Source organism: Microbacterium sp. SA39 (genome assembly GCF_000967865.1).
Lineage (GTDB): Bacteria > Actinomycetota > Actinomycetes > Actinomycetales > Microbacteriaceae > Microbacterium.
The window spans coordinates 77,092-99,681 of record NZ_JXRU01000038.1 but is presented as its reverse complement, the minus strand read 5'-3'; the positions used below and the strand labels follow the sequence as shown (position 1 = coordinate 99,681).

The following is a 22,590-nucleotide window of genomic DNA, read 5'->3' as shown; positions in this document are numbered from 1 at the left end:
CAAGACTTCTTGTATACCCCGGGAAATCACCTGTCAGAAGGGACTTCGCGCCGTGCGCGACGCGCGCGGCGGATCAGCCAGACGATCAGCACGATTATTCCCGCGACGGCGAGCCAGGGGAGGAGGAAGCCGACGGCGATCACGAGCGCGTTGAGCGAGACGACGAGCCCGTTCCAGCCCGCGAGCAGTCCGTCGCCGAACCCGGCGGGATCTGCCGTGGTGGGCGCGGCCGTGCGCGTCAACTCCACCTGGAGCGTCGACATCGCGACCTGGTCCTCGATCGCCGCGAGCTGCTGCTCATACGACTCGAGCTGCGCCTGACGGTCGGTCAGAGCGACCTCGGCCTCGATGAGCTCCGACACGGTGCCCGACTGCGCCATGAGCTCTGTGAGACGCGTCACCGAGGCCTTCGTCGCATCGACGCGAGCGCGCAGGTCGATCGCCACCGACGTCACATCCTGCTTCGAGGTCGACGAGGAGAGCACCTCGCCGGAGTCGTGCAGCTTCGAGATCACGTCCGACAACTCGGCCGTGGGCACCCGGATGCTGATCCATCCGTATCCGGAGTCGGTCGGCTCGCGCTCCGTCATCTCGTCGACGACTGTCGCCCTGCCGATCTCGGTGCTCTCGACGAAGCCGCCGCGCTCCTCGGCCAGTGCCGTGATCCCGGCGGCGGCATCGGCGATGTCCTCCACCTGGAGCGTGGCGTGGGCGGTGGCGATGATCTCACGCTCGGCAACAGCGACATCAGCACCGACCAGCTCGGAGGAGTCGACCGCTCCCTCGTCGACAGCGCCGGGCGCGACCTCAGCGATGCGATCGGGCGACGACGGGCCGGATTCAGCCACGCTGCCGCCAGACGACTCCGCAGTCGTCATCGCGCCCCCGCCGACCGAACTGAGGATCGGAGGAGTCACGAGGACGCCGACGACGAAGGCGGCGGCGATGCCGGCACCGGTCAGCCAGCGTCGGCGTCGCGGCCGGGATCGGACGTCGTTCGCCTCCACCCGCGGGCGCTCGGCCGCTATCTCGGAGAACACCGAGTTCTCGATACGGGCGATGGTCTCGTCGGACAGCTCGGGAAGCTCCCCGGCGGCGGTCTGGTCGTTCATGCGTCTCTCGCTTCCTTCACGGCGCCGCGCAGCTGGGTGCGCACTCGGGAGAGACGGTTCCGGACGACGGCATGGCTCACGCCGAGTTCTTCGGCTGCCGCCTGGTAGGCGTAGCCCTCGGATGCGCACAGCCGGAAGATCTCGCGGTCCAGCTCGCTCAGGGTGCCGACAGCCGCGGCGATCCGTGCGGCCAGATCCGCCGTGATGACCTGCTCTTCGACGCTCACCGTGTCCGGCAGATCCTCGTCGAGGGCTGCCGCGGTATGCGCCTGATCGCGGCGGCGCTGACGGAGCCGATTCGCCGCCTGGAAGCGGCAGATCGTCGCCAGCCACGGCAGAATCGAATCGCCTTGCAGTTCGAGCCCTGGAAGCTTGCGCCACGCGACCACGAAGGTCTCCTGGGTCACATCCTCGGCGTCGACAGGCGACGCGAGGATGCCGTTCGCGATCCAGTAGACCGGCCGCACATGAGCTCGATACAGCTCGCGGAAGGCGCTCTCGTCGCCTGCCGCGGCCCGCGCGGCCCACTTCTGATCACTCGTCTGCACGGGCATCCGTTTCCGTTCGGTGTCTCTCACCAGGAAAGTGTCGGCGGATGCTCCATCGTCTCAGATCCAGTGTGAGAACGAGACGCTCCGGCTGACGTTCTCCAGGGCACTGTTGCTCCGGTAGCATTGCACCCGCGAGAGGGAGTATCCCGGATCCGCGCGTAACGTCATCACGAGCATCGACATCGCTGCTCCGGGCGCGCGACGCACGTCATGTGCGGGGGAGAGACTTTCGGCCTCTTCCTGACCCTCCCGAAAGGTGCCGTGCGCCCTTGGTAATTCCTCTCTGGTTCGAGATCACGTCGATGGTGGTCCTCACGATCATCCTGATCGGCGACCTCCTGCTCATCAAGCTGCGCCCGCACATCCCTTCCACGAAGGAGTCCACGCTCTGGGTGGTCTTCTACGTCGCACTCGCGCTGCTCTTCGCCGTGCTCCTCGGCAACGTGGGCGGGTGGAACAACGCCGGGGACTTCATCACCGGCTGGGCGCTGGAGTACAGCCTCTCGATCGACAACCTCTTCGTGTTCGTGCTGATCATGGCCCAGTTCGCGGTGCCGAGGCGCCTGCAGCAGCAGGTGCTGATGATCGGCATCATCATCGCCCTGGTCCTGCGCGGCGCGTTCATCCTGGTCGGCGTCGCGATCGTCGAGAACTTCTCGCCGATCTTCTACGTCTTCGGTGCGTTCCTCATCTGGACCGCGATCCGCCAGGCGATGCCCGACGGCGATCACGAAGGCGAGGTGCAGCGCGAGAACTTCGTGGTCCGCATGCTGCGTCGACGCATCGACATCAGCGACCACTACGACGGCTCGAAGCTGCGCACCACCGTCGACGGCAAGCGGATGTTCACTCCGATGGTCATCGTGCTCATCACGATCGGCGTCACCGACCTGATCTTCGCCGTCGACTCGATCCCCGCGATCTTCGAGATCACGACCAACGGCTTCCTGGTCTTCGCGGCGAACATCTTCGCCCTGATGGGGCTGCGTCAGCTCTACTTCCTGCTCGGCGACCTGCTCGACCGCCTGCGGTACCTGCACTACGGCATCGCGGTGATCCTCGGATTCATCGGCATCAAGCTGATCCTGCACGCGCTGCACGTGAACGAGCTCCCGTTCATCAACGGCGGCGAGAACGTCGAGTGGGTGCCGGACATCGACAACATGGTGTCCCTCGGCGTGATCATCGCCTCGATGACGATCGCCACGATCGCCAGCCTGATCGCCTCCGGACGCGACAAGCGTGCGGAGAGGAAGGCCTCGCTCACCGAGTGAAGTCAGTCCGCTGACCAGAGAAGCTCGGCCTCCAGCGTGAGATCGATGATCTGGCGGAGAAGCCCGCCGACCGTGGTCGACTGCAGCAGGGTGTACTTGTCGTACTCACCGAGCGGAGCGATCGCGGCCAGCTGCCACGCTGCGGCGAGCGGGTCATCGGCAAGTTCGGTGTCGGCATCCCACCGCGGATCGGGAGCGCGCGAAAGAGTGCGCCGCACGATGGCCTCGGCTTCGGTGCGCAGCGGGCTGAGCGCGTCGTTCCACGTGAGTTCGGGCAGCGACGTCACTTCGGCGAGCGGATAGGGCTCGTCGTCCAGCCATCGTCCGACCGTGAAGCGGTCGGTGCCGATCGCCATGGCGGTGAGCACGTCGGCGCCCGCCGACACGCTGACCAGGCGGGCCATCGTGCCGATGCTGCTGCGCCGGTCGCCGCCACCGACCTCATGGCCGCGCTCGATGAGCACGACCCCGAACCGCGGGTCATCCTCGTCGAGAAGCCGGCCGATCATCGTCAGGTATCGCGGCTCGAACACACGCAGCGGCAACGGGGTCGACGGGAACAGCACCGAACCGAGCGGAAACATTGGAATCGCGGTCATGACACCAGTCAACACTGCGCGACGTACAGTGAACAGATGCGCCGACCCGAACCCGTTCCCCCCGCTCCCGGTCAGGAATCCGTCTGGGACTACCCGAGGCCGCCGCGGGTCGAGCGCGTCGCCGAGCGGGTCACAATACGCCTCGGCGGCGAGCTGATCGCTGACACGAGTGACGCAGTGAGGGTGCTCGAGACGAGTCATCCTCCCGTCTACTACCTGCCGATCGCCGACTTCGTCTCCGGAGCGCTCGTGAGGGCCGCCGGCTCCTCGTTCTGCGAGTTCAAGGGTGCCGCGCGCTACTTCGATGTGCGCGGGGGAGCAATCGTGCGTGAGGGGGCGGCGTGGAACTACCCGGACCCGTCACCCGGATTCACCACGCTGACCGACCGGGTCGCCGTGTACGCGGCGCGGATGGACGAGTGCACCGTGGGCGGCGAGGTCGTCACCCCGCAGCCGGGTGGCTTCTACGGAGGGTGGGTCACGTCGTCGGTCGTCGGCCCGTTCAAGGGTGTCCCGGGGTCGATGGGCTGGTAGCGCGCCCGTCGCCCGGCAGGTCAGAAGGCGCGCAGATTCGCCTGCAGCCCGCCTTCGGCGTACTCGCGACGGAGGATGCCGCGTCTGCGGAGCACCGGCACCAGCTCGTCGAGCGTGCGGTGCAGCGTGACCGGATGGAAGTCCCCCCACAGCAGCACACCGTCATTGCCCCACTCGCCGAGCTCTTCGATCACGTCCGCGAACTCCTCGGCGGTGCCGACGAAGCCGGAGCGGTCGGAGAAGCGCCCGGCGCGCACCAGCCCGCTCAGGTGCGCGCGCAGCGGGGCATCCTCGCCGCGGTCGCCGATCAGTCGCTGGATGCTGCCGCGGGAGACGTGCGCCCCGAAGATCGAGAGGTCGAGCGGCTTGTCGAGGTCGAGAGAGGTGAGATCGGTCTCCAGATCGCTGGACTGCTTCCGCGCGATCTGCACGAGCACGGCCTCATCCGGATGCGCGGAAGCTGCGACGATCCGATCGGCCTCCTCGGCGGAGGAGGTGATCACCGGTTGGATGGCGAAAAGGATCTTGATGTCGTCGGCACGGCGACCCGCGGCGACGGCTGCCTCGTGGATCTTGGCACGGTAGGCCCGCACCGACGCCTCGTGCAGCGGGGCGAGTGCGAGCTGGACATCGGAGTTGGCGCCGGCGAAGCCGAGTCCGCGACCCGAACCGCCCGGTGAGACGATCGCCGGTTCCTCATCGGAGAAGGGCAGCGCGTTGAGCGGGCCGTCGAAGGAGTAGTGCGTACCGCGGTGCTCGACGCGTCGCATCTTCGAGCCGTCCGCGTACACATCCGTCGCGCGGTCGGCGACGAGCGCCCCCTCGTCCCAGCTGCGCCAGAGCGAACGGATGCCGTCGAGCCATTCCTCCGCGCGGTCGTAGGCCTCGTCGTGGCCCAACTGCGCGGCATCCGAGAAGTGACGTGCGCTGCCGGTGTCGGTCACGACGTTGAGTCCGAGGCGGTGCCCGCTCAGGTGCTGCAGGCTCGCGAACTGCCGCGCTGACGTGTAGGGGAGCGAGGCCGCGGGGTTGACCGTCGGAACCACGCCGAGGTGCTTGGTCGCCTGGAACAGGTACGGCGCGAGAAGAAGCGGATCGTGCTTCGGTCCGCCGAACGCGTGCCGGACGCGGATGTCGAGCGTCTCGGGTGAACCCATCGAGGGCGCGTCCTCGATGATCACGAGATCGAATCCCGCCTGCTCGAGGGTGCGCGCGGCCTCCTGGTAGATCTCGGGTCGTGTCCAGTCGTAGTCCCACTCGAGCGAAGGGTGACCCCAGCCCTGCGGTCCGAAGCCTCGTGCCAGGAACCAGCCGAAGTGCTGCGACCGACTCATGCCACCGCCTCCCGTGACGCATCGAGCACGCGCGTCAGGTCGGAGATGAGATCCTGCACGTCCTCGATGCCGATGGAGAGGCGGAGCGTGCCCGGGCGCACGCCGAGCAGCTCGCGCTCGGCTTCGGTGCGCTGCGCGTGACTCGTCGTGCCGGGGTGCAGGACGAGCGAGCGGACGTCGCCGATGTGCGTCATGTGGGTGAAGACGCGCACCTGCTCGACGAACTGGCGCGCAGCGTCGAGACCGCCACGGAGGGTGAAGGTGAAGATCGAGCCGAAGCCGCCGTCGAGGTATCGCAGCGCCGTCGTGTGGTCCCGGTGCGACGGGAGGCCGACGTAGTCGACGCTCTCGACGGCTTCCTGACTCTCCAGCCACTGTGCGATCTCCAGCGCATTGCGCGATTGACGCTCGACCCGCAGCCCGAGCGTCTCCGCTCCCTGAGCGATGAGGAAGGCGTTGAGGGGAGACGGGGATGCTCCGAACCGCGGCGCCACCGATTCCCGGGCGTAGGCGATGCGTGCGCGCCCGCCATGGCGGGCCGCGACGCTCGGCAGACCACCGCGTCCTGGCAGCACCAGGTGGGGCGCGTTGTGGCCGGAGCGCTCGGGGTCGAACCGTCCGTCGTCGACGATGACGCCGCCGAGGACCGAGCCGTGGCCGGCGAGGAACTTCGAGGCCGAGTGCACGACGATGGCGGCGCCGTGCTCGATCGGGCGCAGCAGGAACGGGGTGGCGAGGGTGTTGTCCACGATCAGCGGAATCGCCGCGTCATCGGCGACGGCACTGATCGCGGCGATGTCGAGCACGTCGTTGCGAGCGTTGGCGAGCGACTCGGCGAAAAGTGCGCGGGTGTTGGGGCGGATCGCCGCGCGCCAGGCATCGGGATTCGCGATGTCGTCGATGAAGGTGGTCTCGATGCCCAGGCGGGCGAGGTTGTCGAGGAGCAGGCCGCGCGTGCCTTCGTAGATGTGCGTCGACGTGACGATGTGATCTCCGGAGCCTGCCACCGTGAGCAGGGCCGTGACGACGGCTGCCTGTCCGCTCGCGACGAGGACGGCATCCGCGCCGGACTCGAGGGCGGCCAGCTGGCGCTCCGCCGCGCGCACCGTCGGGTTGCCGGTGCGCGTGTAGCCGAACCCGGTGCCGGTTCCGAAGTGGTCGGCGGCGTGGTCGAAGTCGTCGAACTCGAACCCGGCGGTGAGGTAGATCGGCGTGGCGCGCGGCGCCGCCGTCTCGCGGCCTCTCGCCGCGTGGACCGCGCGGGTGGCGAAGCGGGCGGTGTCGACGGTCATGCGTGGGCCTCTCGGTCGGGCGGGTGATGACAGAGTGTCATGGCGGGTCGGAGCACGCTCGGGCAGTGGTAATCTGACGTCATGCGGACCGTGCTCCTTCTTCTTAGCGGCCGCGACGAGACCTCGTTCTGAGCCCCTCCTCGTCGCGGAGTCCATCGTGGGCCGAACCGCCAGCCTCAGGAGAAACGCAATGAGCACCCCCGCACCCGGATCCGATTCCGCACGCCGCAGGACCCTGGCCGAGAAGGTCTGGGACGACCATCTCGTCGTCAAGGGCGAGAACGGCGAACCCGACCTCATCTACATCGACCTGCACCTCGTGCACGAGGTGACGAGCCCGCAGGCCTTCGACGGCCTGCGCAGTGAGGGGCGGCCGCTGCGTCGGCTCGACCTCACGATCGCGACAGAAGACCACAACACCCCGACGTGGGAGATCGACAAGCCGATCGCCGATCTCACGAGTCGCACTCAGATCGAGACGCTCCGGCGCAACGCCGCCGAGTTCGGTGTGCGCCTGCACTCGCTGGGGGATGCCGAGCAGGGCATCGTGCACGTCGTCGGGCCGCAGCTCGGCCTCACCATGCCCGGCATCACCGTCGTCTGCGGTGACTCCCACACATCGACGCACGGCGCGTTCGGTGCCATGGCGTTCGGCATCGGCACCAGCGAGGTCGAGCACGTCATGGCGACGCAGACTCTCCCGCTCAAGCCCTTCAAGACCATGGCGATCACCGTCGACGGCACACTGCGTCCTGGCGTCACGGCGAAGGACATCATCCTCGCCGTGATCGCGAAGATCGGTACCGGCGGCGGACAGGGATACGTGCTGGAGTTCCGCGGCAGCGCGATCCGCGCGCTCTCCATGGAGGGCCGCATGACGATCTGCAACATGTCGATCGAGGCAGGCGCCCGCGCCGGCATGGTCGCGCCGGACGAGACGACCTTCGCGTACCTGAAGGGTCGCCAGCACGCACCCAAGGGTCAGGACTGGGACGACGCCGTCGCCTACTGGCGGACGCTGCCCACCGACGAGGGCGCCGTCTTCGACGCCGAGGTGTTCATCGACGCCGACGAGCTTGAGCCGTTCGTGACCTGGGGAACCAACCCCGGCCAGGGCAGCTCGCTGTCGGCATCCGTTCCGAACCCGGCGGACATCGCCGATCCGAACGAGCGTGCCGCAGCGGAACGCGCACTCGAGTACATGGACCTCGTGCCGGGGACGCCCCTGAAGGAGGTCCCGGTCGACGCGGTGTTCATGGGCTCCTGCACGAACAGTCGTATCGAGGACCTGCGGGCCTTCGCCTCGATCATCGAGGGGAAGAAGAAGGCCGACGGGGTGCGCGTGATGGTCGTCCCCGGCTCCGCCCGCGTGCGACTGGAGGCGGAGGCTGAAGGCCTCGACAAGATCATCACCGATTTCGGGGCGGAGTGGCGCTTCGCGGGCTGCTCGATGTGCCTGGGCATGAACCCGGACCAGCTCGCTCCGGGTGAGCGCTGCGCGTCGACCTCGAACCGGAACTTCGAGGGCCGGCAGGGCAAGGGCGGGCGCACGCACCTGGTCTCGCCCCTCGTGGCCGCGGCGACCGCGATCCGCGGCACGCTGTCCAGCCCTGCCGATCTGCTCGTCACCGTCGGAGAAGAGGCCTGATCATGGAGAAGTTCTTCACCCACACCGGAATCGCCGCTCCGCTGAAGCGCTCGAACGTCGACACCGACCAGATCATCCCTGCGGTGTTCCTCAAGCGCGTCACCAAGACGGGCTTCGAGGACGCGCTGTTCCACGCCTGGCGACAGGATCCGGGGTTCGTCCTGAACCAGGCGCCGTTCCAGGGCGCATCCGTCCTGGTGGCCGGTTCCGACTTCGGCACGGGGTCCAGTCGCGAGCACGCTGTCTGGGCGCTCCGCGACTTCGGCTTCAAGGTCGTCCTCAGCCCGCGGTTCGCCGACATCTTCCGGGGGAACTCGGGCAAGCAGGGCCTGCTCGCCGCGACGATCTCAGAGGAAGACCTCGAGCGGATCTGGGCCGAGATCGACCGCGATCCCGGGGTGCAGATCACCGTCGACCTCGAGGCGCGCACCGCCTCGATCGGCGACGTCCAGGCCGACATCGGGATCGACGATTACACTAGATGGCGGCTCCTTGAAGGGCTCGATGACATCGGGCTCACGCTGCGCAACGAAGACAAGATCGCGCAGTTCGAGGCCCGTCGCGAATCGTGGCGGCCCCGAACGCTCCCCGTGCAGTGAACCGACGGGGGCGGGGGAGCCAGGGGCAACCCGCCCCCGAATTCCGTGTGATGAAGTGAGGCTCCGAATGACGACACCTGTGCGCGACGCTCTCCCGGACGGAGTCCCCGCTCTCACCGGAGACGTCCTCGCCATTCGAGGAGGCCGCCCCCTTCGCGGTCGCGTCGATGTCAAGGGTGCGAAGAACCTGGCGACCAAGGCGATGGTGGCCTCGCTGCTCGGCGAGACGGTCAGCGTGCTCCGCGACGTCCCCGCGATCAGCGATGTGGCCGTGGTCCGCTCCCTGCTCGAGGTGCACGGCGTGAACGTGTCCGACGGCGATGAGCCCGGCGCGCTGGTGTTCGATCCGAGCGACGTGGAATCCGCGCACTTCGAGGAGATCGACGCGCACGCCGGCGCGTCCCGCATCCCGATCCTGTTCTGCGGTCCGCTCCTGCACAGGCTCGGCCAGGCGTTCATCCCCGACCTCGGCGGATGCCGCATCGGCGACCGCCCCATCGACTTCCACCTGGATGCGCTCCGCAAGTTCGGTGCCGTCGTGGAGAAGCTGCCCAGCGGCATCCGTCTCTCCCGGCCGGGCGCGCGCCTGCACGGCGCGAACATCCACCTGCCCTACCCGAGCGTCGGTGCCACCGAGCAGGTGCTCCTGACGGCGGTGCGGGCGGAGGGCACGACAGAACTCCGGAACGCGGCCATCGAGCCCGAGATCATGGACCTGATCGCCGTGCTGCAGAAGATGGGCGCGATCATCTCGTACGAGCCCAACCGGGTCATCGTCATCGAGGGCGTCGAGAAGCTCCGCGGGTACGACCACCGCTCGATCTTCGACCGCAACGAGGCAGCATCCTGGGCGTCCGCCGCACTCGCGACCGACGGCGAGATCTTCGTCGGCGGCGCGAAGCAGCAGGAGATGCTCACCTTCCTCAACGTCTTCCGCAAGGCCGGCGGATGGTTCGACATCAAGGAGGACGGGATCCTCTTCCGTCGCGACGGCGACATCAAGCCCGTCGTGATCGAGACGGACGTGCACCCCGGATTCATGACGGACTGGCAGCAGCCGCTGGTGGTCGCGCTCACGCAGGCCCAGGGCCGATCCGTCGTGCACGAGACCGTGTACGAGAACCGTCTGGGATTCACCGACGCGCTGGTCAAGATGGGAGCCGACATCGTCGTGCACCCCCGTGGACTGCAGGACGGCCCTCGCCGGGTGCCGCGACGCGACCTGGAGCAGGCCGCCGTCATCACGGGTCCGACACCGCTGCACGGTGCCGACATCGTCGTTCCCGACCTTCGTGGCGGCTACAGCCACATCATCGCCGCACTCACCGCCTCGGGCGAGTCGCAGGTCTCAGGTGTGGACATCCTCAGCCGCGGCTACGAGAAGTTCCTGGCCAAGCTCGACGCCCTCGGCGCTGACTTCGACGTCATCCGGTGACGCCGATGGGTGCCAGGTCACCGGAGAGAACGCGCCCCAGCGTCTTCTGGCCGCTCGCCGCGCTGGTGGTGCCGCTGCTCGGACTCATTGCGAAGATCCGCATCACAGGCGCGGAGAAGCTGCCGCGGGAGGGTGCATTCGTCCTCGCGCCGAACCACTATTCGGAGTTCGATCCACTGATCGTCGCCGCCGCCGTGTGGCGCATCGGCCGGGCGCCGCGGTTCATGGCGAAGGAGAGCCTGTTCCGCGTGCCCGTGCTCGGATGGTTCCTGCACCGCACCGGGATGATCCCCGTTGCGCGCACCTCATCGGCGTCGTCGGCGAAGCAGACCATGAAGCAGTCGGCCGAGCTCGTCGAGCACGGCCGGGGCGTGATCGTCTATCCCGAGGGCACTCTCACCCGTGACCCGGAACTCTGGCCGATGCGCGGCAAGTCCGGCGCGGTTCGTCTTGCCCTGGCCGACGGCATCCCGCTCATCCCGATGGCGCAGTGGGGGACCCAGGAGATCATGGGTCGCTACCAGAAGGGCCTCAGCCTCTGGCCGCTCCGCAAGCCCGTCGAGGTCATCATCGGCGATCCCGTCGACGTGTCCGATCTGCGCGGGCGCGCGGGTGAGCCTGCGGCACTGAACGAGGCGACCTCTCGACTGATGAACGCCATCACGGCGCTCCTCGAGCAGTTGCGCGACGAGAAGGCCCCGACGGAACGCTGGAATCCCGCAACCCACGGACAGAACGAGACGGGCCGCCTTGACTCCTAAGAGACCTGCCGTCCCGGTCGGACCCAGAGCGACTGTCATCGGCGCGGGAAGCTGGGGCACCACGTTCGGCAAGATCCTCGCCGACGGCGGGGCCCAGGTGACGATGTGGGCGCGCCGTGCGGAACTCGCGCACGAGATCGACGAGGCCAAGCGCAACTCGCGCTACCTCCCCGGCATCAACCTGCCGCGCACGATGGCGGCGACCCACGAACTCGCCACTTCGCTCGAAGGCGCCGAGCAGGTCTACCTCTCGGTGCCCAGCCAGTCGCTCCGCGAGAACCTCAAGGCACTGCGCCCTCTGCTCGACGGCAGCGACGCGAAGATCGTCAGTCTGATGAAGGGCGTCGAACGCGGCACCGGCCTGCGCATGAGCCAGGTGATCCAGCAGGAGCTCCGGTGCGACCCCGATCGCATCGCGGTGGCGTCCGGGCCGAACCTGGCGCTGGAGATCGCACGTGAACAGCCCACGGCCGCCGTGATCTCCTCGCGCAGCCGGGAGACGGCCGAGATCGTCGCCAGGGCCGCGCGCAACAGCTATTTCCGCACCTTCGTGAACACCGACGTGATCGGCACCGAGTTCGGCGGCGTGCTCAAGAACCTGATCGCCGTCGCGATCGGCATCGTGGACGGCGTCGGGTACGGCGAGAACACCAAGGCATCGATCATCACCCGCGGTCTCGTCGAGATGACGGACTTCGCGGTGGCGAACGGCGCACACCCGGAGACGCTGCAGGGCCTCGCCGGACTCGGCGACCTGATCGCCACGTGCCAGTCCCCGCTGAGCCGCAACAACACCGCCGGGCGCCTGCTCGGACAGGGGTACAGCTTCCAGGATGTCGTGAAGCAGATGCAGCAGACCGCCGAGGGTCTCGCGTCCGTGGCGCCCATCCTGCAGCTCGCCCGTGAATCCGAAGTGGACATGCCCATCGTCGAGCAGGTGAAGATGGTGCTGGACGGGAAGATGGATCCCCGTGACATCGCACCCCACCTGACGACGGACGACGACACCCCCCAGGGTGAGAGGACCAACCATGGACAAGCAGACGGTGGTGGTGCTCTTCGGCGGGCGCTCCAGCGAGCATTCGATCAGTTCCGCAACGGCGGGGGGCGTGCTGGGAGCGATTGATCGCGACCGCTACGCCGTGATCCCGGTGGGGATCACCCGCGAGGGCGCCTTCGTGCTCGAGGAGGACGACCCGGCGAAGTTCCCGCTCGATGCGGCTCACCTCCCCGAGGTCGTCGACAACGGCACCCGCATCCTGTGGCCGGAGCCCGGGGGCGACCGCACTCTGCGCGTCGTGCGCCCGGACGGCGAGACTGAAGGTCTCGGCGAGATCGACGTCGTCCTGCCGCTGCTGCACGGCCTGCACGGTGAGGACGGCGCGATCCAGGGCTTCTTCGAGGTCATCGACATGCCGTACGCGGGCTGCGGCATCCTCGATTCCGCCGTGTCTCTCGACAAGCACTTCACGAAGCTCGCCCTCACGGCCGCCGGCATCGCCGTCTCACCGGGGATCACGGTCCGCCGTCGTGAATGGCGCGATGATCCGAATGCTGTGCGGAACAGGGTCGCGCCGCTCGGCTCGGTCGTCTTCGTCAAGCCGGCCAGCGCCGGGTCGAGCGTGGGCGTGTCGCGGGTCGACCACGGCGAGGGACTCGATGCCGCCTTCGAAGTCGCCTTCGCGGAGGACGACAAGGTGCTCGTCGAGAGCCGAGTCGAAGGTCGCGAGATCGAGGTCGGAGTGCTCGCCGGACGGAACGGTGATCGGGCGCGCGCCTCGCTGCCCGGTGAAATCGTGTTGACCTCCCGAGACTTCTACGACTTCGAGGGGAAGTACCTCGGCGGAGACGGTGTCGAGATCGTCTGCCCGGCGGATGTCGACGACGAACTGATCTCACGTCTGCGTGAGACGGCAGTCCGAGTGTTCGAGGCCGTCGACGGGAAAGGGCTCGCTCGGGTCGACTTCTTCGTCACGCCGTCGGGCGACCTGGTCGTCAACGAGCTGAACACCATGCCGGGGTTCACGCCGATCTCGATGTTCCCCAAGTGCTGGGTGGCCTCGGGCCTCAGCTACGGTGACTTGATCACCGAGCTGGTCGAGGCGGGTCTCCGCCGCTGAGCATCGCCTCGCTCAGCCCGCGGGGAACTCGACGCGTTCAGTGCACTCCGCGGTCGCGGGCGCGAGGCCTGGCTGGATGCTGGAGGAGATCGTGTCGACGACCGCCTGGAAGTCGATCTGCTCCCCACGACGGATGTTGACCTCGACGGCCGGCTCACGCCCGTAGGTGACGAGTCGCTGGCGCTCCTCCTCCTGATCGAGGACCAGCCAGTCGACCCCGCTGATCGTGGTGCACACGAGCTCGGACGGCGCGGGGGGTTCCACGCCGCATCGGAGCACGATCGTCGGGTCGCCCCAGGCCCCGGTCGCCTGGGCGTCGGTGAACACCCGCTCGAACCCGGCGACGCTCTCCGGCAGCAGTACCGAGACCGACGCGCAGCCGGGATTGTTCGCGTCGTCCGCGGGTTCGAGGTGCACAGTCGTGGAGCACCCGGAGAGGGCCGCGACCAGGATCACCGCACCTCCGAGGGCTGCGAGGCGACGGGAACGGGGCATGCTTCCAGGCTACCTTTGACAACATGTCCTCCCGACCCGAAGCCGACGATCCTGCCCTCGGTGACCTCTCGGAGGGCCGCATCCTCCAGGCGATCCTCGCGCGCACCGCGCCCGGGGCCTACACGCTTCTCGGACCGGGCGATGACGCTGCGGTGATCGCTGCGTCATCCGGCACGGTGGTGGCGACGACCGACACGCTGGTGCACGGCCCGGACTTCCGGCTCGCCTGGACGGGCGGCTACGACCTGGGCTGGAAGGCGGCCGCTGTGAACCTCGCCGATATCGCCGCGATGGGAGCCCGGCCGACAGCGCTGCTCGTGGCGCTGGCCGTGCCGCGCGACCTCCGGCTGTCGTTCGTGGAGCGGCTGGCTGACGGCTTCCGCGAGGCCTGTGCGGCTCTCGCACCCGGCTGCACGGTCGTCGGGGGAGATCTCACGGTCTCAGACGTGCTCACCGTCGCGGTGACCGCTCTGGGCGACCTCGAGGGGCGGGCCGCGGTGACGCGCAGCGGTGCACGGCCCGGCGACGTGGTCGCGGTGGCCGGAGAGCTCGGACACGCCGCCCGCGGTCTCGCCGTGCTGTTCGGCCGTTTCCGCGACGGCGACACGCCTGTGGCCGTCGACCCGTCCCTGCTCGCCTCAGGAGAGCGGGCCGCGGTCTCGGCGCAGCTGCGGCCGTCGCCGCCGATCGGACTCGGTCCGGTGGCCGCGACCGCGGGGGCGACGGCGATGATGGACATCTCGGACGGACTCGCTCTCGACGCGCGGCGGATGGCGGCCGCATCCGGTGTCACCATCGCGCTCGATGGACGGTCGCTCGGTGAGCACCCGGAGCGGGCGCTGGCCGGCGGCGAGGATCACGGTCTGCTGGCCACGTTCCCGGAGGGAGTGCTCCCGCCCGGGTTCCGGATCGTCGGCGAGGTGCGTCCCGCCGGGGACGAAGCGCTGCTGTGCGACGACCGGCCCGTGGAGACCTCCGGATGGGATCCCTACCGGGACTGGGATTCCGTCTCGGGCTGAGGTCCGGAGTCGGCTTCGTCGTTCGCCGGGGGCTGCCCCCACCAGATCGCGGTATCGCCGTAGGTCTTCTCGCGGACGAGCTCGAGGCCGGCACGCCCGAAGTCGGGGGGAGTGGATCGCCGAGCCCGCTCGACGACGACCAGCGCGTCCGCGGAGAGAAGAGGAGTGAGCGCGATGAGGTCCGCCGTCATCGCTTCGTCGTCGAGATCGTACGGGGGATCGGAGAACACCAGGTCGAAAGGCCCTGCCGACCGCTGCAGGTACGTGTGCACGGCCGCTTCGTGGACACGGGCCGCCCCGGAGACGCCCGCTTTGGCGATGGTCGCCGCATTGCGTCGGATGAGTTCTGCCGCCTGACGGCCCCGCTCGACGAGGTCCGCGGTCGCAGCCCCGCGGCTGAGCGCCTCCAGTCCCAGCGCGCCCGACCCCGCGTAGAGGTCGAGCACTCGTGCGCCGTCAATCCCATCCGCCGACTCCAGGGAACCGAAGAGCGACTCCCGCACACGGTCGCTGGTCGGACGCGTCCCCGCACCGGGGACCTCGAGTCGCGCTCCACGGGCCGTTCCGGCGATGATCCTCGTCACCCGTTCACGATACGACAGTCGCGGCATCCGACGTGTCCGCGGTGTTCCCTAGACTCTGAGCATGCCCCTCACGCTCGATTCGACGCTGGGAGACGCCCTCGGGGCGGTCCCGGCGAAGACGCTGGATCGCGCATTCGGCATGAAGACCGTGGGCGACCTGGTCTCGCACTACCCGCGGAGATATGCAGATCCGGGCGAGCTGACGCCGATCCGGGATCTGCCGATCGGCGAGACGGTCACGATCGTCGCCGAGGTGCTGTCCTCGAGCTTCCGCCGTATGCGCAACCGCCAAGGCGCGATGGTCGACGTCGTCATCGGCGACGGCATCGGCCGCATGTCGCTGACGTTCTTCGCCAAGAACATCGGAGCGGCCGAGTGGCGGTCGAAAGACCTCGCGGTCGGCCGCCGCGGCGTGTTCTCCGGCAAGGTCGGCATGTTCAACGATGTCACCCAGTTCGCACACCCGGAGTACGAGCTCTTCGATGACGAAGATTCCGCCAGGCGTCGAGCGGATGCCCGCGCAGCCGTGCTCATTCCCATCTATCCCGCGACATCGACCCTCCAGACGTGGCAGATCGCCAAGTTCGTCGGGCGCGTGCTCGACGACCTCCCGACCGTGCCCGATCCGCTGCCCGAGCCGGTGCGCACCGGCGACGAACTGCTCACCGCCCGCGAGGCGCTCGAACTGATCCACCGACCGCGCACCCGCAACGACATCGACCCCGCCGTGCGCACCCTGCGCATGCATGAGGCGCTGACGCTGCAGACGGCTCTGCTCCAGCAGCGCGACGCCGTGCGCGCCCTCTCGGCGATGGCTCGCCCCGCGCGGCCTGGGGGCCTGCTGGAGCGCTTCGATGCGTCGTTGCCGTACACCCTCACGCCCGATCAGCAGACGGTCGGCGACCAGGTCGCCCGCGATCTCGTGGGGGACTGGCCGATGAACCGGCTGGTGCAGGGAGAGGTCGGCTCGGGAAAGACGCTGGTCGCGCTGCGCGCGATGCTGCAGGTCGCCGAGAGCGGCGGCCAGGCGGCTCTCATCGCGCCGACCGAGGTGCTCGCCGGTCAGCACCTGCGCTCCATCGCGAAGATGCTGGGGCCGGATCTCGCTCCGCTCGTGATGCCGACGCTGCTCACCGGCCAGATGCCGGCTGCCGCTCGTCGTAAGGCCGCGCTCCGGGTCGCCTCGGGTCAGGCGCTCATCGTCGTCGGAACCCACGCGCTGCTCGGGGACAAGACGACATTCGCCGATCTCGGGCTCGTCGTGGTCGACGAGCAGCACCGCTTCGGTGTCGAGCAACGCGAGGCGCTCCGCGCGAAGGGCTCGAGCCCGCACGCGCTGGTGCTGACGGCCACCCCGATCCCGCGGACCGTGGCGATGACAGTGTTCGGCGACCTCGACACCTCGGTCATCCGTACGATGCCCGCAGGGCGTGCAGGCATCGAGACTTTCGTCGCTCCGCTCGCCGAGCATCCGGGCTGGTTCAACCGCGTGTGGGACCGCGCCGCCGAGGAGATCGCCCAGGGCCGCCAGGTGTTCGCCGTCTGCGCAGCGATCGACACGACGAAGAAGACCGCAGAGCCGGGTGAGCAGCCCGCGCTCGTTCCGGAGGGAGCGGCCGGCCCGCGGTGGGGGGTGGTGCAGCTCGACGAGGCGCTGAGCACGCATCCGAAGCTCGGCGGACTCCGACGGGCCGTGCTGCACGGCAAGATGCCCTCAGACGAGAAGGATGCCGTGATGCAGGCCTTCGCACGAGGCGAGATCGACCTGCTGCTGGCCACCACCGTGATCGAGGTCGGTGTCGACGTGCCGAATGCGTCGACCATGATCGTCCTCGATGCCGACCGCTTCGGCGTCTCTCAGTTGCATCAGCTGCGCGGCCGGGTCGGTCGAGGCGGGGTTCCCGGCCTCTGCCTGCTCGTCACCGAGGCGGAGACGGGATCGGTGGCGCGCGAGCGCGTCGAGGCGGTCGCCGCCACCCTCGATGGCTTCAAGCTGGCCGAGGTCGACCTCGAACTCCGCGGCGAGGGTGATGTGCTCGGTGCCGCGCAGGCCGGGGTCCGCTCGTCGCTGAAGCTCTTGCGCGTCGTGAAGGACGCCGGGCTGATCACGCGGGCACGCGAGGTCGCCGAGGAGATCCTGTCGGCAGACCCGGAACTGGCTCAGCATCCGGGGCTCCGCGACGTCATCGGCCGCCGCGTCAGCGACGAGGACAGGGCCGCGCTGGCGAAGAACTGACGCCTCGGCGGTGCCCTAGGCTGGAGCCGTGCGAGGCACGGAACGACGAATGGAGTCGCAGTGAGCAGTCGAATCGCCGTCGTCCCGGGGTCCTTCGATCCGCCGACCCTGGGTCACCTCGATGTGATCCGTCGTGCCGCAAGGCTGTACGACGAACTCCACGTGCTCGTGGTGCACAACCCGGGCAAGGAGGCGATGCTACCCATCGCTCAGCGCCTGTCTCTGCTCGAGCGCTCGATCGCCGAAGACGGCATGGACGGGACCATCGTGATCGGGTCCTGGAGCATGGGCCTGCTGGTCGACTACGCCCGCGACGTCGGCGCAGGGGTCCTGGTCAAGGGCATCCGCTCGCAGATCGACGTCGCCTATGAGTCGCCCATGGCGATCGTGAACCGCCACCTCGCCGACATCGAGACGGTGTTCCTGCTGCCCGACCCTTCGCACGCGATGGTCTCGAGCTCACTGGTTCGTCAGGTGGCATCGCTCGGCGGCGACGTCAGCCCCTTCGTCCCGCCGGCCGTCGCGGCCTACCTCGACACCGGTTCGCGAGGCCTTTGACGGCTGTCCGGTGTGCAGCCCGGCCTCTTCGCAGACAGACCCGGGTAACATGGCGTGGTGCGATCTCGACTGAGCGGCCCTTTCGTCCTTCCCGTCCGCGACATCGTCCGACGGCCGGGGGAGATGCGTGAACACGAGTTCACGGTGACTCTCGCCGAAGCCTGGGGTGAAGGAATCGTGTCCTTCGAAGCAGGCTCCGACATCGATCTCGATGTGCGGCTGGAGTCGGTCCACGAGGGCATTCTGGTGTCCGGAACGGCCGACGCGGCGTACGCCGGTGTGTGCGGGCGGTGCCTCATCGACATCACCCGGCCGGTCGAAGTCGAGTTCCAGGAGCTTTTCGCGTATCCTGGTGAGGAAGAAACTGACTTCGAGGTTCAAGACAACCACGTGGATCTTGAAACTCTCGTCAGGGATGCGGCCGTATTGTCGCTTCCATTTCAGCCGGTGTGTCAGCCGGATTGCCCGGGTCTCGACCCGAAAACGGGTGAACGACTGGCCGAGAGCACCGGAACGGAGCAGGCGGCTCCCATCGATCCTCGATGGAGTGCGCTCCAACAGATCACAGACCAGGACGGCGCGGAAGAATCTCGTGCCGCCGAGAAAGAAGAGAGCTAGTCATGGCTGGTAACCCCCCGAAGCGCAAGGTCTCCCGTTCGAACACCCGCTCGCGCCGCGCGCAGTGGAAGGCGGCGCCCATCGCGCTCGTCAAGACCATCGAGAACGGACAGGTCGTTTACAGCCGTCCCCACCAGGCGAAGGTCGTCACCGACTCGCAGGGCACCGAGCTCTACATGGAGTACAAGGGCCGCAAGGTCGCTGACGTCTGAGTCGCGAACGATCGTGACGGAGGTCCCCGGGGGGACGAGGCCTCTCCCAGAAAAGCTCCGCGTCGACATCGACGCGGAGCTTCTGGAGTTGGCGCTCACCCACCGCTCGTACGCATACGAGCACGGGGGCATCCCGCACAACGAACGCCTCGAGTTCCTCGGAGACTCGGTGCTCGGCCAGGCCGTGACGGTCATGCTGTTCACCACGCACCCTGAGCTGGACGAGGGCGAGCTGGCCAAGCGACGCGCGAGCGTCGTGTCGACGGTCGCCCTCGCCGAGGTCGCTCGCGGCATCGATCTGGGCAGTCACCTGCTGCTCGGTAGGGGCGAAGAGCAGACCGGTGGTCGGGACAAGGATTCGATCCTCGCCGACACGATGGAAGCCGTCATCGGCGCCACGTACCTGTCGGCCGGACCCGAAGCCGCGACCGAACTCGTGCTGCGGCTGACCGAACCGCTGCTCGCCGACCCCGAGCGCTATGGCGCGGCGATGGATCCGAAGACCAGTCTCCAGGAGCTGGCAGCGAGGACCGGAGCGACACCGCCGCAGTACTCGGTCGAGGCCAGCGGGCCGGATCATGACCGCCGCTTCACGGCGACGGTCGCTGTCGGCGATGTCCGGATGACGGGCACCGGAAGCAGCAAGAAGACCGCCGAGATGGCGGCAGCGCTGAGTGCGTGGCGCACGCTGAGCGAGCGTGCCTGAGCTTCCCGAGGTCGAGGTCGTCCGCGCGGGTCTCGCGCCCGCGGCCGTCGGGTCGCTGATCACCGCGGTGAGCGTGTTCGACGAACGGGCGCTGACCCGGCATCCGGCGGGCGTCGTCGACTTCGCCTCACGGCTCGAAGGCCGCCGTTTCACCGCGGCATCCCGTCGAGGCAAGTTCCTCTGGCTTCCGCTCGACGATGACGAGTCCGCCCTCATCGCGCATCTCGGCATGAGCGGTCAGATGCTGCTGCGGGCGCCGGATGCCGCAGCCGAGCGGCACGAGCGCGTACGGCTCCATCTCGAGCATCCCCAGCACGGCGAACTCGCGGTCGTCTTCTCGGATCAGCGCACGTTCGGCTCTCTCGCCGTCGACGCCCTGATCACCGACGGGCCGTCGCTGGTCCCCACGCAGGTCAGCCACATCGCCCGCGACCCGATCGACGACGCGTTCGACGACGAGCGCTTCGTGCGGGCGCTCTCGCGCAAGAACAGCGCGATCAAGCGCGTGCTCCTCGACCAGAGCGTCGTCAGCGGCATCGGCAACATCTATGCGGACGAAGCTCTCTGGGCCGCGCGGATCCATCCGGAGACTCCCGCGAGCAGGCTGTCGGGTCCCGCGGTGATCCGCCTTCTCGCCGAAGTGCGCACCGTCCTCGCGAAGGCTCTCGCCGAGGGTGGGACGAGCTTCGACGCGCAGTACGTCAACGTGAACGGGCAGGCGGGGTACTTCGTGCACTCGCTGAATGCCTACGGTCGCGGCGGACAGCCCTGCCCGCGATGCGGATCACCCATTCGTCGGGCCGCCTTCATGAACCGCTCGTCGCACTTCTGCCCGGTCTGTCAGCGCCGCCGCTGACGACACGACCTCACGCCGTCCGGAAGGACCCGGCGAGGAGCGGGCGGGTCGCCCACGTGCTCGCCCAGACCACCCCGATACCGACCGCGACGACCGTGGCGATCGTCAGCAGCGACAGGGGCGCGGTGATCAGCGCGATCCCGACGAGCGGGAACGCCAGGATGCCGGCGCACAGCGCGGATCCGAGTGCGGTGACGAGCAGGGGCGACATGATCGCACGTCGCCTCGCCAGGTTGACGGTTTCCAGAGGCACGCCCAGATGGTGGAGGCTGCGATGCAGCTCGCGCTGGTCGAGCACGTCGGATGCCTGATTCACACCGACGGATGCCGCCACCATGAGGAACGAGCCGATGAGGGTGATGAAGAGCCCGGTGCGGATGTCGTTCGCCAGGGCGATGTCGGCTGCGGCGGCATCCTCCGAGCTCATCACGTTCAGAAGCGCCACTCCGGTTCCGGCGAAGACCGCCATGAAGCTGGCCATCGCGATGCCGCCGACCTGGCGCCACGCGCCCTTGGGCGAATCGAGCACGAGGCGGGCAGCGAGCAGACGCTCGGGCTTCTCGGCCCGGCGCAGCTGACGCGATGCCGACACTTTGAGCACCCACGGGCCGATGACGTTGAGGATGGCAAGGACTGCGCCGAACAACCCGGCGAGCACCGCGATCGTCGTGACGAGGTCACCCACCGAGGGGAAGACCTTGATGAGCACGAACGCGATCGCGATGACGCCGACAGCGATGACGACGCGGATCCAGTGCACGCTCGCCACCGCCGTGCGGGTGCGAACCCCGAGGGGTGAGATCACGACGCGTCGGAGACCGACGATCGCGCTGGCCGCGGCGAGAAGGAGCACGCCTCCCACCACCGCGAGGATGTTCAGCGGCGACAGCACGACGGCGGCGAATCCGAGCGGATCGCCGCGGAACGGGATGAGGCCGATCAGCGGGCTGAGCGCCACGTGTCCGAGCACGCCGGCCAGCGCGCCTGCGCCGGCGACGAGCACCGATTCCGCGACTGTCGCTACGGTGACGCCCGCGGGGGAGACGCCCAGCAGTCGGAGAGTGGAGAGCCGTTCGTCCCGACGACGGGCGGAGAGGCGTGCGGCGGCGCCGCCGAGAGACATCAGCGGGACCACGAGCAGCACCAGGGCGATCGCCGCGAGCGCCTGGTAGATCGGAGCTTCCGGGTCGGTCCATCCCCAGAACGACTGCGCTCCGCCGATGACGGTGAGCACGAGGGTCGTGACGACGCCGAAGGCCACGATCGGCAGCGCGAGGACGCTGTTCTGGCCGGGAGCGGGGCTGAGAAGCAGCGCGAGGACGTTCGCGTTCATGCTGCGACCGCCGTGGTGACGATGCGTCCGTCGCGCACGGCGACCGTCCGAGTGCAGCGCGCGGCCACCTCCGGATCGTGCGTGACCACGACCAGCGTCCGGCCCTGGCCGGTCGTCGACCAGAGGAGCGCATCCATCACCTCGGCCGAGGTGTGGGAGTCGAGCGCGCCGGTCGGCTCATCCGCGAACACGAGTTCCGCGCCGGTCACCTGAGCACGCGCGATCGCGACGCGTTGCGCCTGACCGCCGGAGAGCTCGCCGATGCGTCGGTTCTCCATGCCGGCGAGGCCGAGCGACGCCAGCCATGCGGCGGCGTGCTGCACGGCATCCTGGCGTCGGATGCCGTTGATCATCGCGGCGAGCGCGACGTTCTCCACCGCGGTCAGCTCCGGGATCAGCAGGCCCTGCTGGAACACGAATCCGAAGCGTTCGCGGCGTAGGCGGGAGCGAGCCGATTCGCTCAGAGCGGTGATCTCGACCGGTGCCGCCTCCGCGGGACGGAAGGTGACGGCGCCGGCATCCGGTGAGATGATGCCGGCCAGCACGTGCAGCAGCGTCGTCTTGCCCGACCCCGAGGCTCCCATGATGGCGACGGACTCGCCACGATGGATGGCGAGGTCGACGCCGGCGAGGGCAGGGGTGGAGCCGAAGTTCTTGGTGAGAGCGCGAGCTTCGATCACGGGAATGTTCATGCTTCCAGCGTCGTCGTCCGCT

The 22,590-nt window shown here is 68.5% G+C and carries 24 protein-coding genes; 15 read left to right on the top strand and 9 right to left on the bottom strand.

The window, feature by feature from the left end; all coding sequences use genetic code 11:
- Positions 1–26: 26 nt before the first annotated feature.
- Positions 27–1,112, bottom strand: a complete 1,086-nt coding sequence (locus tag RS85_RS15280; RefSeq protein WP_046014332.1) for a DUF4349 domain-containing protein — start codon at positions 1,110–1,112, stop codon at positions 27–29.
- On the bottom strand, positions 1,109–1,666 hold the full coding sequence (locus tag RS85_RS15275) for an RNA polymerase sigma factor (protein WP_046014331.1): 558 nt from the start codon (positions 1,664–1,666) through the stop codon (positions 1,109–1,111). The genes RS85_RS15280 and RS85_RS15275 overlap by 4 nt, the downstream gene beginning before the upstream one ends.
- A 266-nt stretch (positions 1,667–1,932) precedes the next feature.
- Here RS85_RS15275 and RS85_RS15270 point away from each other — a divergent pair, with 266 nt between their 5' ends.
- Positions 1,933–2,937, top strand: coding sequence for a TerC/Alx family metal homeostasis membrane protein (locus tag RS85_RS15270; RefSeq protein WP_046014330.1), 1,005 nt, complete (start codon positions 1,933–1,935; stop codon positions 2,935–2,937).
- A gap of 2 nt (positions 2,938–2,939) precedes the next feature.
- Here RS85_RS15270 and RS85_RS15265 read toward each other — a convergent pair whose 3' ends face one another.
- The gene (locus RS85_RS15265; protein ID WP_046014329.1) at positions 2,940–3,536 is read right to left on the bottom strand and encodes an LON peptidase substrate-binding domain-containing protein; all 597 of its coding nucleotides are present in this window, start codon (positions 3,534–3,536) and stop codon (positions 2,940–2,942) included.
- Positions 3,537–3,572: 36 nt separating this feature from the next.
- Here RS85_RS15265 and RS85_RS15260 point away from each other — a divergent pair, with 36 nt between their 5' ends.
- Positions 3,573–4,070, top strand: coding sequence for a DUF427 domain-containing protein (locus tag RS85_RS15260; protein WP_046014328.1), 498 nt, complete (start codon positions 3,573–3,575; stop codon positions 4,068–4,070).
- Between the two features lie 20 nt (positions 4,071–4,090).
- On the opposite strand, the gene RS85_RS15255 is transcribed toward RS85_RS15260, so the two are convergent.
- A complete protein-coding gene (locus RS85_RS15255; RefSeq protein WP_046014327.1) occupies positions 4,091–5,404 on the bottom strand; it encodes an LLM class flavin-dependent oxidoreductase in 1,314 nt (437 codons plus the stop codon).
- Positions 5,401–6,696: an O-acetylhomoserine aminocarboxypropyltransferase/cysteine synthase family protein gene (locus RS85_RS15250; RefSeq protein ID WP_046014326.1), complete on the bottom strand. Its 1,296-nt coding sequence runs from the start codon at positions 6,694–6,696 to the stop codon at positions 5,401–5,403. The genes RS85_RS15255 and RS85_RS15250 overlap by 4 nt, the downstream gene beginning before the upstream one ends.
- Positions 6,697–6,886: 190 nt before the next feature.
- On the opposite strand from RS85_RS15250, the gene leuC reads away from it, so the two are divergent.
- From leuC to RS85_RS15220, 6 genes are all read left to right on the top strand, one after another.
- Positions 6,887–8,344, top strand: a complete 1,458-nt coding sequence (leuC, locus tag RS85_RS15245) for a 3-isopropylmalate dehydratase large subunit (protein ID WP_046014325.1) — start codon at positions 6,887–6,889, stop codon at positions 8,342–8,344.
- Between the two features lie 2 nt (positions 8,345–8,346).
- Positions 8,347–8,943, top strand: coding sequence for a 3-isopropylmalate dehydratase small subunit (gene leuD, locus RS85_RS15240; RefSeq protein WP_046014324.1), 597 nt, complete (start codon positions 8,347–8,349; stop codon positions 8,941–8,943).
- Between the two features lie 67 nt (positions 8,944–9,010).
- Positions 9,011–10,378 (top strand): UDP-N-acetylglucosamine 1-carboxyvinyltransferase, encoded by a 1,368-nt coding sequence (gene murA, locus RS85_RS15235; protein ID WP_046014323.1) that lies wholly within the window; start codon positions 9,011–9,013, stop codon positions 10,376–10,378.
- A 5-nt stretch (positions 10,379–10,383) separates the two neighbouring features.
- Positions 10,384–11,139, top strand: a complete 756-nt coding sequence (locus RS85_RS15230) for a lysophospholipid acyltransferase family protein (protein ID WP_046014515.1) — start codon at positions 10,384–10,386, stop codon at positions 11,137–11,139.
- Positions 11,129–12,265 (top strand): NAD(P)H-dependent glycerol-3-phosphate dehydrogenase, encoded by a 1,137-nt coding sequence (locus RS85_RS15225; protein WP_046014322.1) that lies wholly within the window; start codon positions 11,129–11,131, stop codon positions 12,263–12,265. Before RS85_RS15230 ends, RS85_RS15225 begins: the two co-directional genes overlap by 11 nt.
- Positions 12,171–13,259: a D-alanine--D-alanine ligase family protein gene (locus RS85_RS15220; protein WP_046014321.1), complete on the top strand. Its 1,089-nt coding sequence runs from the start codon at positions 12,171–12,173 to the stop codon at positions 13,257–13,259. The genes RS85_RS15225 and RS85_RS15220 overlap by 95 nt, the downstream gene beginning before the upstream one ends.
- 12 nt (positions 13,260–13,271) lie before the next feature.
- Here the strand turns inward: RS85_RS15220 and RS85_RS15215 are convergent, their stop codons facing one another.
- Complete coding sequence (locus tag RS85_RS15215) at positions 13,272–13,754, bottom strand: DUF3515 family protein (protein WP_046014320.1); 483 nt, start codon at positions 13,752–13,754, stop codon at positions 13,272–13,274.
- 23 nt (positions 13,755–13,777) lie between these two features.
- Between RS85_RS15215 and thiL the strand changes: the two genes are divergently transcribed.
- Positions 13,778–14,773 carry a thiamine-phosphate kinase gene (thiL, locus tag RS85_RS15210; RefSeq protein ID WP_046014319.1) on the top strand — a complete coding sequence of 332 codons (996 nt, stop codon included), beginning with the start codon at positions 13,778–13,780 and terminating at the stop codon, positions 14,771–14,773.
- On the opposite strand, the gene rsmD is transcribed toward thiL, so the two are convergent.
- Positions 14,743–15,357, bottom strand: coding sequence for a 16S rRNA (guanine(966)-N(2))-methyltransferase RsmD (rsmD, locus tag RS85_RS15205; RefSeq protein ID WP_046014514.1), 615 nt, complete (start codon positions 15,355–15,357; stop codon positions 14,743–14,745). The two genes, thiL and rsmD, sit on opposite strands and share 31 nt — an antisense overlap.
- Before the next feature lie 61 nt (positions 15,358–15,418).
- Between rsmD and RS85_RS15200 the strand changes: the two genes are divergently transcribed.
- The 6 genes from RS85_RS15200 to mutM all read left to right on the top strand — a co-directional run bounded on the left by RS85_RS15200 (position 15,419) and on the right by mutM (position 20,543).
- The gene (locus RS85_RS15200) at positions 15,419–17,593 is read left to right on the top strand and encodes an ATP-dependent DNA helicase RecG (RefSeq protein WP_046014318.1); all 2,175 of its coding nucleotides are present in this window, start codon (positions 15,419–15,421) and stop codon (positions 17,591–17,593) included.
- A 60-nt stretch (positions 17,594–17,653) separates the two neighbouring features.
- Positions 17,654–18,151 carry a pantetheine-phosphate adenylyltransferase gene (gene coaD / locus RS85_RS15195; protein ID WP_046014317.1) on the top strand — a complete coding sequence of 166 codons (498 nt, stop codon included), beginning with the start codon at positions 17,654–17,656 and terminating at the stop codon, positions 18,149–18,151.
- Positions 18,152–18,274: 123 nt separating this feature from the next.
- Positions 18,275–18,769 carry a YceD family protein gene (locus RS85_RS15190; RefSeq protein ID WP_235282456.1) on the top strand — a complete coding sequence of 165 codons (495 nt, stop codon included), beginning with the start codon at positions 18,275–18,277 and terminating at the stop codon, positions 18,767–18,769.
- A gap of 2 nt (positions 18,770–18,771) precedes the next feature.
- A complete protein-coding gene (gene rpmF / locus RS85_RS15185; protein WP_046014316.1) occupies positions 18,772–18,981 on the top strand; it encodes a 50S ribosomal protein L32 in 210 nt (69 codons plus the stop codon).
- Positions 18,982–18,994: 13 nt separating this feature from the next.
- Positions 18,995–19,687 (top strand): ribonuclease III, encoded by a 693-nt coding sequence (rnc, locus tag RS85_RS15180; protein WP_046014315.1) that lies wholly within the window; start codon positions 18,995–18,997, stop codon positions 19,685–19,687.
- A complete protein-coding gene (gene mutM, locus RS85_RS15175; RefSeq protein WP_046014314.1) occupies positions 19,680–20,543 on the top strand; it encodes a bifunctional DNA-formamidopyrimidine glycosylase/DNA-(apurinic or apyrimidinic site) lyase in 864 nt (287 codons plus the stop codon). Before rnc ends, mutM begins: the two co-directional genes overlap by 8 nt.
- Before the next feature lie 10 nt (positions 20,544–20,553).
- On the opposite strand, the gene RS85_RS15170 is transcribed toward mutM, so the two are convergent.
- Together RS85_RS15170 and RS85_RS15165 are read right to left on the bottom strand one after the other, a co-directional pair.
- Positions 20,554–21,876: an FtsX-like permease family protein gene (locus tag RS85_RS15170; RefSeq protein WP_046014313.1), complete on the bottom strand. Its 1,323-nt coding sequence runs from the start codon at positions 21,874–21,876 to the stop codon at positions 20,554–20,556.
- Entirely contained in the window at positions 21,873–22,568 is a 696-nt protein-coding gene (locus tag RS85_RS15165) for an ABC transporter ATP-binding protein (protein WP_046014312.1), read from the bottom strand. Before RS85_RS15165 ends, RS85_RS15170 begins: the two co-directional genes overlap by 4 nt.
- Between the last annotated feature and the right edge of the window lie 22 nt (positions 22,569–22,590).